The organism is Streptomyces sp. NPDC028991 (assembly GCF_055564775.1).
Genome location: NZ_JBVHVP010000005.1, coordinates 164,154 through 180,184, shown reverse-complemented (window position 1 = coordinate 180,184; position 16,031 = coordinate 164,154). Strand labels below are relative to the sequence as shown.

Below are 16,031 nucleotides of genomic sequence, written 5' to 3'. Positions count from 1 at the left end.
TGGTGCCCGTGCCCGCCCTGTTGTGACGTCCTGTCCGCGTCGACGGTTGCACCGCAACCTTCCCCGCGCGGTGTTCGTCTGTTCGACCAGTACGGTGCCGCAGCGACCCTACGACAACTTGCTTCGCGCGGGCACCCGTTCGTGCCCCATATTCACCGGTTGGCCATATGAGGAGTCCTCTTGCCGTTCACCCTCAGTCATGCCGCCGTCGTACTGCCGGCGCTGCGGGGCGACGGTACCGGCCGGGGGCCGCTGGTGCCCGCCGTGCTGGTGGCGGGTTCCTTCTCGCCCGACCTGACCTACTACGCGGCGAGCTTCCTGTCCGGGGCGATGGAGTTCGGGGACGTCACGCACTCCTTCCCGGGCGTCTTCAGCGTCGATGTGGTCATCGCCTGGTTGCTGGTGGGGCTGTGGCTGCTGGTCCGCGAGCCGCTGGTGGCGCTGCTGCCGCGGGCCGGACAGGGCCGCGTCGCCGGCCTGCTGCGCTGTGGGACGCCACGCGCGCGCGTAAGGCCGTCCCTCGTGGCGCGGTGGTACGTGTCGGCGGTGCTGGGTGCGCTGACGCACGTGGTGTGGGACGCGTTCACCCATCTCGACCGCTGGGGAACGCGGGTGTTCCCGGCGCTGGGCCGGGAGATCGCGGGCTCGCCGCTCTACTGGTACCTCCAGTACGGCGGTTCCGCGGTGGCGGCGGTCGTGATCGCCGTGTTCCTGGCGCGTGCCCTGCGCCGGGCGCCCCGGGCCGAACCGCTCGGCGTTCCGGTCCTCTCGGTACGGGACCGGTGGTGGGCCGGGGCGGTGCTGGGCGGCTGTGCGGTGGCCGGGGCGGTGCAGCGGGCGACCCGGTGGTGGGAGTACTGGGGAGACGTCGCGAAGCCCTGGGAGCTGATCCCGACAGTGTGCTTCGGGGCGGGCGCGGGGCTCGCCCCGGGGCTGCTGCTGTACGCCGTGGGGGTCAGGGCGTGGCGCCCGGCTCCGGTCCCCACAAGCCCGGGCGTCGGTACGGAGCCGAGCCCTCGGGTCGCGCGCTGAGGGTGTCGGCGCGCGCGACGAACACGGTGAAGGTGTGTGCGGGGCGTGTTCGCGGCAGGAGGGTGAGGGCCAGCGCCAGGTATCCGCGGGTCAGGTCGGCCCACAGGCGCCAGGCGGGCGTCTCGCGCGGGGGCGCGGCGGCCGGATCCCGGTGGACGAGTCTGCGGCGGAGGTCGGCCGTGGTGCGCCGCAGCGCCGTCGCGAGGGTGGTGGGGATGCGGCCGGTGCTTGCGTGCGGCGCGACGACCGGGACCGGTGGGAGTGGCACGCGGGCGGGTCCGTCTGTGCTTGCCCGTGCCGGTGTCGTCCGGTGGTGGAGCATGCGTATACCCATGCCCGCATCCTCACGGGAGACGGGAGCGGGGGCGTTTTCGCGAGGGCCACCTGAGTGACGGGCCCTGAGGGGTGGGTGGAGGTGAGGCGGGCGGAGGTGAGGCGGGCGGAAGCGGGGCGGGCGGGAGTGGAGGGCGGAGATCGGGGGGGGACGCCGGCCGGGTGGGGCGTCGCCTGAGCCGGTTCCCCAGGGTGGAAGAGAAGCGCGAGGCGGAGACTGGGCGGTACGGAGCCCCGGCCCGGCGAAGCTCGCCCATCGGCCGCACCCCAGGCCCGGCGAGCCCGGCACGCCGGGCCGGGCGGGGCGGGCGGGGCGGGGCGGGGCGGTGAGAGCGGCGCGGCGCCGACACTCGTGCCGCTCCCCTACCCACCCCCCTGACCGCCGACAGCGACCGGCCACCGGTGACCGCGAACGGCCACCGTGGACCGCGACCGGCGACCCGCGACCCGCGACCGGCGACCCGCGACCGGCGACCGGCGACCGGCGACCGGCGACCGGCGACCGGCGACCGGCGGAGGCTAGTGCGCCGCCGACTCCCAGTCCGGGCCCGAGCCCACTGAGACGCCCAGCGGGACGCTGAGCCGCACCGCGTTCGCCATTTCGCGGCGGACGAGTTCCTCCGCCACCGCGCGCTCGCCGGGGGCGATCTCCAGGACGATCTCGTCGTGGACCTGGAGCAGCATGCGGGACGTGAGGCCGGCCTCGCGCAGCGCCTTGTCCACGTTGAGCATGGCGATCTTGACGATGTCGGCCGCCGTGCCCTGGATCGGCGCGTTCAGGGCCATGCGCTCGGCCGCCTCGCGGCGCTGGCGGTTGTCGCTGTTGAGGTCGGGCAGATAGCGGCGGCGGCCGAAGAGGGTGGCCGTGTAGCCCGTCGCCCGCGCCTCGTCGACGACCCGGCGCAGATAGTCCCGTACGCCGCCGAACCGCTCGAAGTAGGCGTCCATCAGGCCGCGGGCCTCGGCCGCCTCGATGTTCAGCTGCTGGGAGAGGCCGAAGGCCGACAGTCCGTACGCCAGGCCGTAGGACATGGCCTTGATCTTGCGGCGCATCTCGGCGTCGACCGCGGACTGCTCGACGGAGAAGACCTGCGCGGCGGCGGTGGTGTGCAGGTCCTCGCCGGAGGTGAACGCCTCGGTCAGACCCTCGTCCTCGGACAGGTGGGCCATCACCCGCAGCTCGATCTGGCTGTAGTCGGCCGTCATCAGCGACTCGAAGCCCTCGCCGACGACGAAGCCGCGGCGGATCGCGCGGCCCTCGTCGGTGCGGACCGGGATGTTCTGCAGGTTCGGGTCCGTGGAGGAGAGGCGGCCGGTCGCGGCGACCGTCTGGTTGAACGTGGTGTGGATGCGGCCGTCCGCAGCGATCGTCTTGATCAGGCCTTCCACCGTGACGCGCAGCTTGGCCTGCTCACGGTGGCGGAGCATGATGACCGGCAGCTCGTTCTCGGTCTGGGCCGCGAGCCAGGCCAGGGCGTCGGCGTCGGTGGTGTAGCCGGTCTTGGTCTTCTTGGTCTTCGGCAGATTCAGCTCGCCGAAGAGGACTTCCTGGAGCTGCTTGGGCGAGCCGAGGTTGAACTCGCGTCCGGCCGCGGCGTGCGCCTCCTTCACCGCCTGCTGCACGGCACCCGCGAACATCTGCTCCATGGCCTGGAGGTGCTCCCGGTCGGCCGCGATGCCGTGCCGCTCCATACGGGCCAGCAGCGCGGAGGTGGGCAGCTCCATGTCACGCAGGAGGTCCGCGGCGCCGACGTCCGCCAGGCGGCCCTCGAAGGCCTCGCCCAGGTCGAGGATGGCACGGGCCTGCACCATCAGTGCCTCGGCCTCGGCGCCCTCGTCCGCGCCGAAGGCCAGCTGCCCGTCGGCCGCGGCGGCGGGGGCCAGCTCGCGGTGCAGGTACTCCAGGGACAGCGCGTCCAGGTCGAAGGAGCGGCGGCCCGGCTTGACCAGGTAGGCGGCGAGCGCGGTGTCCATGCCGACGCCGGCGACGCTCCAGCCGTGCTCGGCGAAGACGCGCATCGCGCCCTTGGCGTTGTGGAAGACCTTCGGCCGGTCCGCGTCGGACAGCCAGGCCGTGAACGCCGCCTCGCCGGCCTCGTCGATTTCCGTCGGGTCGAACCAGGCGGCCTTCCCGTCGGACGCGGCGAGCGCGACCTCGGCGACCGAGCCGGTGCCCAGCCCCCAGGTGTCGACCGTGGCGACGCCGAGCGGCTGCGTGCCGTGCTCGGCGAGCCAGCCGGCCAGCTCGCCGGTGCCCAGCACCGTGCCGTCCAGCTCGACGCCGTCCGCCGCCACCGGCGCGGCCTCGGCCTCCTCGGCGCCCGGGTCGACGGCGTAGAGCCGCTCACGCAGCGACGGGTTGCGGATCTCCAGGGTGTCCAGGATCACCGCGACGCCCTTGCGGTCGTACGCCGTGCGCTCCAGGTCGGTGACGGTCTTCGGCAGCTCGACCCGCCGCTCCAGCTCGGTGAGCCGGCGGTTGAGCTTGACGGACTCCAGATGGTCGCGGAGATTCTGCCCGGCCTTGCCCTTGACCTCGTCGACGCGCTCGACCAGGTCGGCGAAGGACCCGAACTGATTGATCCACTTCGCGGCGGTCTTCTCGCCGACGCCCGGGATGCCCGGCAGGTTGTCGGACGGGTCGCCGCGCAGGGCCGCGAAGTCGGGGTACTGGGCGGGGGTCAGCCCGTACTTCTCGAAGACCTTCTCCGGTGTGAAGCGGGTCAGCTCGGAGACGCCCTTGGTCGGATACAGGACCGTGGTGTGCTCACTCACCAGCTGGAAGGAGTCCCGGTCACCGGTGACGATCAGCACGTCGAAGCCGGCGGCCTCGGCCTGCGTGGCCAGTGTGGCGATGACGTCGTCGGCCTCGAAGCCCTCGACGGCGAAACGCTGCACGTGCATGGCGTCGAGCAGCTCGCCGATCAGCTCGACCTGCCCCTTGAACTCGTCCGGGGTCTTGGAGCGGTTCGCCTTGTACTCGGTGAACTCCTCGGACCGCCAGGTCTTGCGGGAGACGTCGAACGCCACCGCGAAGTGCGTGGGCGACTCGTCACGCAGCGTGTTGGCCAGCATCGACGCGAAGCCGTAGATCGCGTTGGTCGGCTGGCCCGTCGCGGTCGTGAAGTTCTCCGCGGGCAGCGCGAAGAACGCGCGGTACGCCAGGGAGTGCCCGTCCATGAGCATCAGGCGCGGACGGCCGCCGCCGGGGGTGCTGTCGGTCTTCTTCGCTGCTGTCTCTGCCACGTCCCCGATCCTGCCACGGACCACTGACACTCGGTCCCGCGCTCGCCGGTGGCACGGACCCGGCCGTCCCGCGCCGCGGGTACGCCGTGTCCGGTCGCACGGTTCCGCGCGCCGCCCGGGGCGCCGCTTCAGGGCGCCGCTGCGGCCCGGCGGCACGGGACCGGCCCCCTTCCGTCGCCGCGGCCACTGCCTCCGGGCGCCGTCCGACCGGCCTCCGTCCCTGTCGCCGGGACGTGCGAGGATCGGAGACGTACCTCACACGTGTAAGCGAAGGGAGCGCGCGATGGCCACCAAGCCGCCCAAGGGTGACCCGGTTCAGGACGCGCCGCGGGTCACGGAACCGCAGCACGCGGCGGCGGGCGTCCCGGCCATCGGCCACACCCTGCGTATGGCGCAGCGGCAGATGGGGGTGAAGCGGACCGCGCTGACGCTGCTGAGCGTCAATCAGAAGGACGGCTTCGACTGCCCGGGCTGCGCCTGGCCGGAGCCGGACCACCGGCACAAGGCGGAGTTCTGCGAGAACGGCGCGAAGGCCGTGGCCGAGGAGGCCACCCTGCGCCGGGTCACCCCGGAGTTCTTCGCCGCGCACCCCGTGGCCGACCTCGCGACCCGCAGCGGCTACTGGCTGGGCCAGCAGGGCCGGCTGACGCACCCGGTGTACCTGCCGGAGGGCGGCGAGCACTACGAGCCGGTGACGTGGGAGCGCGCCTTCGACATCGTGGCGGAGGAGATCGGCGCCCTGGACTCGCCGGACGAGGCGGTCTTCTACACCTCGGGGCGCACCAGCAACGAGGCGGCGTTCCTCTACCAGCTCTTCGCGCGCGAGCTCGGCACCAACAACCTGCCGGACTGCTCCAACATGTGCCACGAGTCGTCCGGCTCGGCCCTCGGCGAGACCATCGGCGTCGGCAAGGGCAGCGTCCTCCTGGAGGACCTCTACAAGTCCGACCTGATCATCGTGGCCGGCCAGAACCCGGGCACCAACCACCCGCGCATGCTCTCCGCCCTGGAGCGGGCCAAGGCCAACGGTGCCAAGATCATCAGCGTCAATCCGCTGCCCGAGGCCGGTCTGGAGCGCTTCAAGAACCCGCAGACCCCCAAGGGGCTCACCGCGGGCGCCGCGCTCACCGACCTGTTCCTGCAGATCCGCCTGGGCGGCGACCAGGCCCTGTTCCGCCTCCTCAACAAGCTGGTCCTCGACACCGAGGGCGCGGTCGACGAGGCCTTCGTCGAGGAACACACGCACGGCTACGAGGAGTTCGCCGAGGCCGCCCGCGCCGCCGACTGGGACGAGACGCTCGCGGCGACCGGTCTCACCCGCGCGGAGATCGAGGAGGCGCTGCGCATGGTGCTCGACTCGAAACGCACCATCGTGTGCTGGGCGATGGGCCTGACCCAGCACAAGCACTCCGTGCCGACCATCCGCGAGGTCGTGAACTTCCTCCTGCTGCGCGGCAACATCGGCCGTCCGGGCGCGGGCGTCTGCCCGGTGCGCGGCCACTCCAACGTGCAGGGCGACCGCACGATGGGCATCTTCGAGCGCCCCGCGCCCGCCTTCCTGGACGCGCTGGAGAAGGAGTTCGGCTTCGCCCCGCCGCGCGAGCACGGCTACGACGTCGTACGGGCCATCCGCGCGCTGCGCGACGGCGAGGCGAAGGTCTTCTTCGCCATGGGCGGCAACTTCGTCTCCGCCTCCCCCGACACGGAGGTCACCGAGGCGGCCATGCGCCGCGCCCGCCTCACCGTGCACGTGTCGACGAAACTGAACCGCTCGCACGCGGTCACGGGCGCGCGGGCGCTCATCCTGCCGACGCTGGGCCGCACCGAACGCGACCTCCAGGGCGGTGGCGAGCAGTTCGTGACCGTGGAGGACTCCATGGGCATGGTGCACGCCTCCCGCGGCCGGCTGGAGCCCGCGAGCGCGCGGCTGCTGTCCGAGCCGGCGATCGTGTGCCGGCTGGCACGCCGCGTGCTGGGCGAGAGCAGCGCCACGCCGTGGGAGGAGTTCGAGAAGGACTACGCCACGATCCGGGACCGCATCGGGCGCGTGATCCCGGGCTTCGAGGACTTCAACGCGCGCGTGGCGCACCCCGGGGGCTTCGCCCTTCCCCACGCCCCGCGCGACGAGCGCCGCTTCCCGACGGCCACCGGCAAGGCCAACTTCACCGCCGCGCCGGTCGAGTACCCCGAGCTGCCCGAGGGCCGGCTGCTGCTCCAGACGCTGCGCTCGCACGACCAGTACAACACCACGATCTACGGTCTGGACGACCGCTACCGGGGCATCAGGAACGGCCGCCGGGTCGTCCTGGTCAACCCGGAGGACGCCCGGAAGCTGGACGTCCGCGACGGTTCGTACGTCGACCTGGTCAGCGAGTGGAAGGACGGGGTGGAGCGGCGGGCGCCGGGCTTCCGCGTCGTGCACTATCCGACGGCCCGGGGCTGCGCGGCGGCGTACTACCCGGAGACCAACGTCCTGGTGCCGCTGGACGCCACCGCGGACACCAGCAACACCCCGGCCAGCAAGTCCGTTGTGGTCCGTCTGGAACAATCGGCGACCGACTGAGCGTTTGCTCAGTCGAGCCGCCGGCCGCACCGGGCCGGCCGGCGAGTCAGGCAGACGGAGCGACGAACGGAGCCGGCCCATGGGCGAGCAGCAGCAGGTGCAGTTTCCGCAGGAAGTCCTCGACGAGTACGCGGCTCTCGGCGTCGACCTGCCCGCGCTGTTCTCCGCGGGGCACCTCGGGACGCGCATGGGCGTCCAGATCCTCGAGGCGTCCGCCGACCGGGTCGTCGGCACCATGCCGGTGGAGGGGAACACCCAGCCGTACGGGCTGCTGCACGGCGGGGCCTCGGCGGTGCTGGCCGAGACGCTGGGGTCGGTCGGCTCGATGCTGCACGGCGGCAGCTCCAAGATCGCCGTCGGCGTCGACCTGAACTGCACCCACCACCGCGGGGCCCGCTCCGGTCTCGTCACCGGCGTGGCCACGCCGGTGCACCGGGGCCGGTCGACCGCGACGTACGAGATCGTGATCAGCGACGAGCAGGACCGCCGCGTGTGCACCGCCCGGCTGACCTGCCTGCTGCGGGACGTGAACCCCGGCGACGGGGTGCGGGCGGACGCGACGGGCTGAGCGACGCACCGTCGGGCGCGGTGCCCGCCCCGGCCTGCCCACGCCCGCCCCGGCCGGCCCACGGCGGCACGCACGAACGGCCCACGGCGGCACGCACGAACGGCCCACGGCGGCACGCACGAACGGCCCACGGCGCCACGCACGGGCGGCCACGGCGCCGCCCCGCCCACGGGGCCACGGCGCCGCCCCCGGTTCACGGGCATTGCCCCCTGCCACCCGGCGCTCTAGCTTCGGGACATGGGACGGGGAGAGGACCCCTGGCCGGGGGCGGCAGCTCGGCGATTCCGGTTCGCGCCCGGAGCGATCGCACCCGTACTGACCACGCCCTCACGGGCCGCGCCCGCACAGCACGGTCCCGAGCGGAGAGCGCGCCGACAACCCACCGCCGGCCGCGCCGCGCTCACACGGGCGCTGATCCTGCCCCTGTCAGCCGCCGCCCTGGCGACCGGCTGCGGCAACTCCGCCACCGGCGACGCCGGGTCTGCCGGCACGACCGCGGCGACCGCTTCAGCGGCGACCCGACCGGGCCCGTCCGGCGCGGAGTCGTGTGCGGGCGCCGTCGAGTACTGGGCGCGCGAGATGCTGGACGGCGCCACCCCCTACGGCGACTATCAGTCGATGGGGCTGTCCAACCGGCAGTACGACATCCTGCGGGAGGTCCTGGACACGGCGCGGGTCGCCAAACGCGGCCAAGGCACCGAGGCCGCCGAGGAGTCGATCGCCCGCCAGGCGCGTGAGGCGTGCGCCGAGGGGTACCGCGACGGCGGTCCGAGCGCCGGCCCGTGGCAGTGAGCGGCACCGGGCCCGTCGAGCCGGGCGAGGGCACCCGCGCCAGGGACGTGCCGGACGCCCCCCGGCCCGCCCCCCGGCCCGCCGTCCGGCCGCGCGGGCGCCTCGTGCGGCGTTGCGCGCGCCACCGCCGGACCGTCCTCGCGACCGGCGCGACCGTCGCCGTCCTGGCGGGCGGCGGCTATCTGTACGCCGGCCGTCCGCAGCCGCCGCCCCCTCCCCTGGCGCCGCACCCTTCCCAGGCGGTCGACCTCGGCTACCTGTACGCGGTACCCGGCCCGGGCGGCGACGAGGCCGGCGACCTGAGCTTCGCGGTGCGACTGAGCGTACGGTCCGGACCGCCCGTCACCGTGACCCGGCTCGACCAGCCCTACGACGGCATCTCGATGACTTCGTCACCCGCGGCGCCTTTCCAGACAAAGGCGCATTCCGCCCGCAAGATCATCGTCACGCTGCGGGTGACGGAATGCGAAAAAGCGCCGCGGAACCTCTCCCTCCCTTTCCTGCACGTAACACTGCGTAATACTCGCGCAATGCAAGCCCACAGTTTCATCCTGGGGACGCGCTATGCACAGGACCTCTCACAGGCCCTCGAGGTCGCCTGCGGCAAGGAATCCAGGTAATCACCAAAACGGCCCAGACACCTGAACACGAACGGCCGGTCCTGCGGGTTCTCAGCATGCGGACAGGGCGAATCGGCCTGAATTCCGCCCTTCTTCCCAGCCAGTACCGCTCTGCATTACCCCGTGTCATAACAAGAGCGTCACAGCCTGAGTCAGACCCTCCTCCACGTTCCCCACACACGCTTAGAGTCACGGCCAGTCACCGCGCCGTCCGATTGTCACTTCGGCCCAGCGCTCGACTCGGCCGCCTCCACGGGGAAGCGGCTGTGCCAGGGAAAGGACTGATCGTGCGTCAACGTTCGCTCATCGCCATCACCGCCGCTCTGGCGGCGGGAGCACTCACCCTCACCGCCTGCGGCTCGCGCGACGACGACGGCGGCTCGGACTCCGGCAACGGCGGCGGCGGTGGCACCACCGTCGTCATCGGCGTCGACGCCCCGCTGACCGGCGACCTGTCCGCACTGGGCCTCGGCATCAAGAACTCGGTGGACCTCGCGGCCAAGACCGCCACCAAGGAAAACTACGTCGACGGCATCAAGTTCGAGATCAAGGCCCTCGACGACCAGGGACAGCCCTCCGTCGGCCAGCAGAACGCCACCCAGCTCGTCGCCAACGACGACGTCCTCGGCGTGGTCGGCCCGCTGAACTCCTCGGTCGGCGAGTCCATGCAGAAGGTCTTCGACACGGCCAAACTGGTCGAGGTCTCCCCGGCCAACACCAACCCCGCGCTCACCCAGGGCGTGGACTGGCAGACCAAGAAGGTCCGGCCCTACAAGTCGTACTTCCGCACCGCGACCACGGACGCCATCCAGGGCCCGTTCGCAGCGCAGTACGTCTACAACGACTCCAAGAAGAAGAAGGTCTTCGTCATCGACGACAAGAAGACCTACGGCGCAGGTCTCGCCAAGACCTTCACCGAGGAGTTCAAGAGGCTCGGCGGCCAGGTCGTCGGCACGGAGCACATCAACCCGGACACCAAGGACTTCAACGCGGTCGCCACCAAGGTCAAGAACTCCGGCGCCGACGTCGTCTACTACGGCGGCGAATACCCGCAGGCCGGTCCGCTCAGCAAGCAGATCAAGGCCGCCGGGGCAAAGATTCCGCTGGTCGGCGGTGACGGCATCTACAGCGCCGACTTCATCAAGCTCGCCGGCGCCAGCGGCACCGGTGACCTCGCGACCTCCGTCGGCGCACCGGTGGAGGAACTCCCCTCCGCCAAGGAATTCGTCGCCAACTACAAGGCCGAGGGCTACAAGGAGGCCTACGAGGCGTACGGCGGCTACTCCTACGACTCCGCCTGGGCGATCATCGAGGCCGTCAAGGCGGTCGTCGAGGCCAACGACGGGAAACTGCCCGACGACGCCCGCGCCAAGGTCGTGGATGCCATGCAGAACGTCTCCTTCGACGGTGTGACCGGCAAGGTCGCCTTCGACGAGTTCGGTGACGCCACCAACAAGCAGCTCACCGTGTACGCCGTCGAGAACGGTGCCTGGAAGGACGTGAAGTCCGGCACCTACACCGGCTGACCCACCACCCGCACCACTGATCAAGAGCCGCGCGGGGCGCTGTTCCACAGGCGCCCCGCGCGGACTCGCATCCGGCCACATCCGTCGATAGTTCCGAACGTCTCGGAGGACATGCGGTGAACGAACTGCCGCAGCAGCTGGTCAACGGCCTGCTACTGGGATCCATGTACGGGTTGATCGCCATCGGCTACACAATGGTCTACGGCATCGTCCAGCTCATCAACTTCGCCCACGGCGAGATCTTCATGACCGGTGCCTTCGGCGCGCTCACGGTCTACATATACATCCTGCCCGACGGCACCTCCATGCTGATCGCCCTGCCTCTGATGCTCCTCGGCGCCATGGTGGTCTCCGTCGCCGTCGCGGTCGGGGCGGAACGGTTCGCCTACCGTCCGCTGCGCGGCGCCCCCCGCCTCGCACCCCTCATCACCGCCATCGGCCTCTCCCTCGCCCTCCAGCAGGCGGTGTGGGCCTGGTACCCGGAGGCCAAGTCCGCGCGCACGTTCCCGCAGATCGACGGCGGCCCCTTCCACATCGGCAACGTCACCCTCCAGACCGGTGACATCTTCCTGTTCATCGCCGCCCCCGTCAGCATGGCCATCCTCGGCTTCTTCGTGATGCGCACCCGCACCGGACGCGGCATGCAGGCAACCGCGCAAGACCCGGACACGGCCAAACTGATGGGCGTCAACACCGACCGCATCATCGTGGTCGCCTTCGCGCTCGGCGCCGTCTTCGCCGCCGTCGGAGCCGTGGCCAACGGCCTCAAGTACGGCCAGATCGACTTCAAGATGGGCTTCATCCTCGGCCTGAAGGCCTTCACCGCCGCCGTCCTCGGCGGCATCGGCAACATCTACGGCGCCATGATCGGCGGCGTCGTCCTCGGTGTCGCCGAGACCCTCGCCACCGCCTACATCGCCGACATCCCCGGCCTCGACCAGTTCGGCAGCCAGTCCTGGTCCGACGTCTGGGCCTTCATCCTCCTCATCCTCGTGCTGCTGTTCAGGCCCCAGGGCCTGCTCGGCGAACGCGTTGCGGACAGGGCGTGACACCGATGACCACACAGACCACCACTGCGAAGACCGCCGCCGGCTCCACCGCGGACGACACCTCCGGCCTCATCGGCATACCGCCCCACATCGGACGCGCCCTCGCCACCGGCGGCGGTGTCCTCACCATCGTCTCCACATTCCTGGCCTGGACCTGGACCGCCGAGTTCCCCGGCGACCTCACCGTCTACGGCTACCCGGGCGGACTCCAGGTCCTGGTACTGATCGCCGGCGCCCTCACCACCCTCCTCGGCCTCGCCTCGTACGACGTGAAGGGCCTTCGCTGGCTCGTACCCGCCGGTGCCGACGCGGCACTCAAGTTCGCCGCCCTCGCCGCCTTCGCCACCACCTGGTACACGGTCATCGCGATCAGCGCCCAACTCGGCGGCCTCGTCAACCTCGAGCCCGGCGCCTACATCGCCGCCACCGTCACGCTCATCGCCTTCCTGGGCGCGCTCTCCCTCCCCTTCCAACGCCCCGAGCCCGACCCGATCGACCCCGACGACACCGGCTGGGAGCAGTTCAAGCACACCACCTCCCACAACTGGCAGACCGTCAGGGCGGCCTTCGCCGCCGGCAGCCCCCGCCGCGTCCCGGCCCTGTCCTCCTACGCCGAAATCCTGATCATCGTCGGAATCCTCGCCGTCGCCCTGATCGTCTTCACCTACGGGATCGGCACCGAGTACGACGAACTCTTCGTCGGCTTCCTGGTCATCGCCGGCTTCGGCTTCGCCGCCCTCCACCGAGCCGGCCTGATCGCCCACGCCACCGAAATCACCGCACGGCACCAGAACATCACCATCTGCGGCGCCTTCATCGCGGCGGCCTGCTTCCCCTTCACCCAGTCCGACGACCGGTACGCCACCCTCGGCGTCTACATCCTCATCTTCGCCACAGTCGCCCTCGGACTGAACATCGTCGTCGGCCTCGCGGGCCTGCTCGACCTCGGCTACGTCGCCTTCCTCGGCGTCGGCGCCTACGCCGCCTCCATGGTCTCCGGCTCCCCCAGCTCCCCCTTCGACCTGCACCTGCCCTTCTGGGCCGCCGTCCTCGTCGGTGCCGCCGCCTCCCTCGTCTTCGGCGTCCTCATCGGCGCCCCGACCCTGCGACTGCGCGGCGACTACCTCGCCATCGTCACCCTCGGCTTCGGCGAGATCTTCCGCATCACCGCCAACAACCTGGACGGCACCTCGGGCCCGGACGTCACCAACGGCTCCAACGGCATCTCGTCCATCCCCGACCTCAAGATCCTCGGCCTGGACATGGGGATCGCGCACGACGTCGGCGGCTTCACCATCGGCCGGTTCGCCAACTACTTCTTCCTGATGCTCATCATCACGGCCGTCGTCGTCCTCGTCTTCCGGCGCAGCGGCGACTCCCGGATCGGCCGCGCCTGGGTCGCCATCCGCGAAGACGAGACCGCCGCCCTCGCCATGGGCATCAACGGATTCCGCGTCAAACTCATCGCCTTCGCCGTCGGCGCCACCCTCGCCGGACTCGCCGGCACCGTCCAGGCACACGTCACCTACACCGTCACACCCGAGCAGTACCTCTTCGCCGGCACCACCCCGCCCAACTCGGCCTTCCTGCTGGCCGCGGTCGTCCTCGGCGGCATGGGCACCATCGCCGGGCCGCTCATCGGCGCCGCACTGCTCTTCCTGATCCCCAACAAGCTCCAGTTCCTCGACGACTACCAGCTCCTCGCCTTCGGACTCGCGCTCGTCCTGCTCATGCGCTTCCGTCCGGAAGGCCTCATCGCCAACAGGCGCCGCAAGCTGGAATTCCACGAAGAGGCCGAAGCGCCCACCACCCTGAGCAAGACAGGGGCCTGACCACCATGACCACCGACACCACCACCAAGGACACCGCCCCGGGCGCCCCCGCCCCCGGCACCACCGTCCTCGACGCACGCGGCGTCACCATGCGCTTCGGCGGCCTGACCGCCGTCAACGGCGTCGACCTCACCGTCAACAGCGGCGAGATCGTCGGCCTCATCGGCCCCAACGGGGCCGGCAAGACCACCTTCTTCAACTGCCTGACCGGCCTCTACATCCCCACCGAGGGCGAGGTCCGCTTCAAGGGCCACGTCCTGCCGGCCAAGTCCTTCAAGGTCACCGCCGCCGGCATCGCCCGAACCTTCCAGAACATCCGCCTGTTCGCCAACATGACGGTCCTGGAGAACGTCCTCGTCGGCCGCCACACCCGCACCAAGGAAGGCTTCTGGTCCGCCGTCCTGCGCGGCCCCGGCTTCCACAAGGCCGAAGCGACCTCCCGCGAACGCGCCATGGAACTGCTGGAATTCGTCGGCCTCGCCGCCAAGGCCGAACACCTCGCCCGGAACCTGCCCTACGGCGAACAGCGCAAGCTGGAAATCGCCCGCGCCCTCGCCAGCGAGCCCGGCCTGCTGCTCCTGGACGAACCGACAGCCGGCATGAACCCGCAGGAGACACGGGCCACCGAGGAACTCGTCTTCGCCATCCGCGACAAGGGCATCGCCGTCCTCGTCATCGAGCACGACATGCGCTTCATCTTCAACCTCTGCGACCGCGTCGCCGTCCTCGTCCAGGGCGAGAAGCTCGTCGAGGGCGACAGCGCGACCGTCCAGGGCGACGAGCGGGTCATCGCCGCCTACCTCGGCGAACCCCTCGAGAACGACCCCGGCGCGGCGGAGGCCGCCGAGGTGGAGGCCGCCGAGGTGGAGGCCGCCAACGCCGCCCAAGCCGCCGACACCACCACGGACACCGCGGCCGGCAAGGAGAACGACCGATGACCGCACTGCTCGAGGTCGAGGACCTCCGCGTCGCCTACGGCAAGATCGAAGCCGTCAAGGGCATCTCGTTCAAGGTCGACGCCGGCGAGGTCGTCACACTCATCGGCACCAACGGCGCCGGCAAGACCACCACCCTGCGCACCCTGTCCGGCCTCCTCAAGCCCGTCGGCGGACAGATCAAGTTCGGGGGCAAGTCCCTCAAAAAGGTCCCCGCCCACCAGATCGTCTCCCTGGGCCTCGCCCACTCGCCCGAGGGACGGCACATCTTCCCGCGCATGTCCATCGAGGACAATCTCCGCCTCGGCGCCTTCCTGCGCAACGACAAACCGGGCATCGAGAAAGACATCCAGCGCGCCTACGACCTCTTCCCGATCCTCGGCGAGCGCCGCAAACAGGCCGCGGGCACCCTCTCCGGCGGCGAGCAGCAAATGCTCGCCATGGGCCGCGCCCTCATGTCCCAGCCCAAGCTCCTCATGCTCGACGAACCCTCCATGGGCCTCTCACCGATCATGATGCAGAAGATCATGCAGACCATCGCCGAGCTCAAATCCCAGGGCACCACCATCCTGCTCGTCGAGCAGAACGCCCAAGCGGCCCTCTCCCTGGCCGACCACGGCCACGTCATGGAGGTCGGCAACATCGTCCTGTCCGGCAGCGGCCAGGACCTCCTCCACGACGAGTCGGTCCGCAAGGCCTACCTCGGCGAGGACTGAGCGAGGACCGGCCCGGCCGTACGACGAGGCCCGCGCCCCCGACGGGGACGCGGGCCTCGTGCGTGGTCCCGGGACTCAGCCCTTGGACGCCTTCTTCTCCTCGGCGTCCTGAATGACCGCCTCGGCCACCTGCTGCATCGACATCCGCCGGTCCATCGACGTCTTCTGGATCCACCGGAACGCGGCCGGCTCGGTCAGCCCGTACTCCGTCTGCAGCACCGACTTCGCCCGGTCCACCAGCTTCCGCGTCTCCAGCCGCAGACTGAGATCCGCGACCTCCTTCTCCAGCGCCTTCAGCTCCGTGAACCGCGAGACGGCCATCTCGATCGCCGGAACGACGTCACTCTTGCTGAACGGCTTCACGAGGTACGCCATGGCCCCGGCGTCCCGCGCCCGCTCCACCAGGTCGCGCTGCGAGAACGCGGTCAGCATCAGCACCGGCGCGATACTCTCCTCGGCGATCTTCTCGGCCGCGGAGATGCCGTCCATCCTGGGCATCTTCACGTCGAGGATCACCAGGTCCGGCTTGTGCTCCCGGGCCAGCTCCACGGCCTCCTCACCGTCACCGGCCTCACCGACGACGGAGTACCCCTCCTCCTCCAGCATCTCCTTGAGATCCAGCCGGATCAGGGCCTCGTCCTCGGCGATGACCACACGGGTCGTCAGCGGAGGCACGTGCGACTGGTCGTCTTCGGGCACGTCTACGGGCTGGGGCGACTCGGGGGCGGTCACGTGGCGCTCCTTGTTCCGGGGCAGGCGGTACTGCTTCCAGCAGGGTACCTAGCTGCGGCTGCGCACAGGGAACCGGTACACTCCGAT

The 16,031-nt window shown here is 70.8% G+C and carries 13 protein-coding genes; 10 read left to right on the top strand and 3 right to left on the bottom strand.

From position 1 onward, the window contains the following. Positions 1–180 precede the first annotated feature (180 nt). On the top strand, positions 181–1,032 hold the full coding sequence (locus tag ACZ4V1_RS13450; RefSeq protein WP_468333991.1) for a DUF4184 family protein: 852 nt from the start codon (positions 181–183) through the stop codon (positions 1,030–1,032). Here ACZ4V1_RS13450 and ACZ4V1_RS13445 read toward each other — a convergent pair. Together ACZ4V1_RS13445 and polA are read right to left on the bottom strand one after the other, a co-directional pair. After that, on the bottom strand, positions 956–1,300 hold the full coding sequence (locus ACZ4V1_RS13445) for a hypothetical protein (protein WP_468333988.1): 345 nt from the start codon (positions 1,298–1,300) through the stop codon (positions 956–958). The two genes, ACZ4V1_RS13450 and ACZ4V1_RS13445, sit on opposite strands and share 77 nt — an antisense overlap. A 584-nt stretch (positions 1,301–1,884) precedes the next feature. Beyond that, positions 1,885–4,611 (bottom strand): DNA polymerase I, encoded by a 2,727-nt coding sequence (gene polA / locus ACZ4V1_RS13440; protein WP_468333985.1) that lies wholly within the window; start codon positions 4,609–4,611, stop codon positions 1,885–1,887. Between the two features lie 283 nt (positions 4,612–4,894). Between polA and ACZ4V1_RS13435 the strand changes: the two genes are divergently transcribed. The 9 genes from ACZ4V1_RS13435 (at position 4,895) to ACZ4V1_RS13395 (ending at position 15,212) form a co-directional block, all read left to right on the top strand. Next, complete coding sequence (locus tag ACZ4V1_RS13435) at positions 4,895–7,174, top strand: FdhF/YdeP family oxidoreductase (RefSeq protein WP_468333982.1); 2,280 nt, start codon at positions 4,895–4,897, stop codon at positions 7,172–7,174. 79 nt (positions 7,175–7,253) lie between these two features. Beyond that, a complete protein-coding gene (locus ACZ4V1_RS13430) occupies positions 7,254–7,742 on the top strand; it encodes a PaaI family thioesterase (RefSeq protein ID WP_468333979.1) in 489 nt (162 codons plus the stop codon). Between the two features lie 237 nt (positions 7,743–7,979). Further along, the gene (locus ACZ4V1_RS13425) at positions 7,980–8,534 is read left to right on the top strand and encodes a hypothetical protein (RefSeq protein WP_468333976.1); all 555 of its coding nucleotides are present in this window, start codon (positions 7,980–7,982) and stop codon (positions 8,532–8,534) included. After that, positions 8,531–9,154 carry a Tat pathway signal sequence domain protein gene (locus tag ACZ4V1_RS13420; RefSeq protein WP_468334825.1) on the top strand — a complete coding sequence of 208 codons (624 nt, stop codon included), beginning with the start codon at positions 8,531–8,533 and terminating at the stop codon, positions 9,152–9,154. The genes ACZ4V1_RS13425 and ACZ4V1_RS13420 overlap by 4 nt, the downstream gene beginning before the upstream one ends. Before the next feature lie 287 nt (positions 9,155–9,441). Further along, positions 9,442–10,680, top strand: a complete 1,239-nt coding sequence (locus ACZ4V1_RS13415) for a branched-chain amino acid ABC transporter substrate-binding protein (RefSeq protein WP_468333973.1) — start codon at positions 9,442–9,444, stop codon at positions 10,678–10,680. 116 nt (positions 10,681–10,796) lie between these two features. Then, positions 10,797–11,729, top strand: coding sequence for a branched-chain amino acid ABC transporter permease (locus ACZ4V1_RS13410; RefSeq protein WP_468333970.1), 933 nt, complete (start codon positions 10,797–10,799; stop codon positions 11,727–11,729). 5 nt (positions 11,730–11,734) lie between these two features. Next, positions 11,735–13,561, top strand: a complete 1,827-nt coding sequence (locus ACZ4V1_RS13405; RefSeq protein ID WP_468333967.1) for a branched-chain amino acid ABC transporter permease — start codon at positions 11,735–11,737, stop codon at positions 13,559–13,561. A 5-nt stretch (positions 13,562–13,566) separates the two neighbouring features. Next, entirely contained in the window at positions 13,567–14,499 is a 933-nt protein-coding gene (locus ACZ4V1_RS13400; RefSeq protein ID WP_468333964.1) for an ABC transporter ATP-binding protein, read from the top strand. Next, positions 14,496–15,212: an ABC transporter ATP-binding protein gene (locus tag ACZ4V1_RS13395; RefSeq protein ID WP_468333961.1), complete on the top strand. Its 717-nt coding sequence runs from the start codon at positions 14,496–14,498 to the stop codon at positions 15,210–15,212. Before ACZ4V1_RS13400 ends, ACZ4V1_RS13395 begins: the two co-directional genes overlap by 4 nt. Positions 15,213–15,287: 75 nt before the next feature. On the opposite strand, the gene ACZ4V1_RS13390 is transcribed toward ACZ4V1_RS13395, so the two are convergent. Continuing rightward, entirely contained in the window at positions 15,288–15,944 is a 657-nt protein-coding gene (locus ACZ4V1_RS13390; RefSeq protein ID WP_468333958.1) for an ANTAR domain-containing response regulator, read from the bottom strand. Positions 15,945–16,031: the final 87 nt, after the last annotated feature.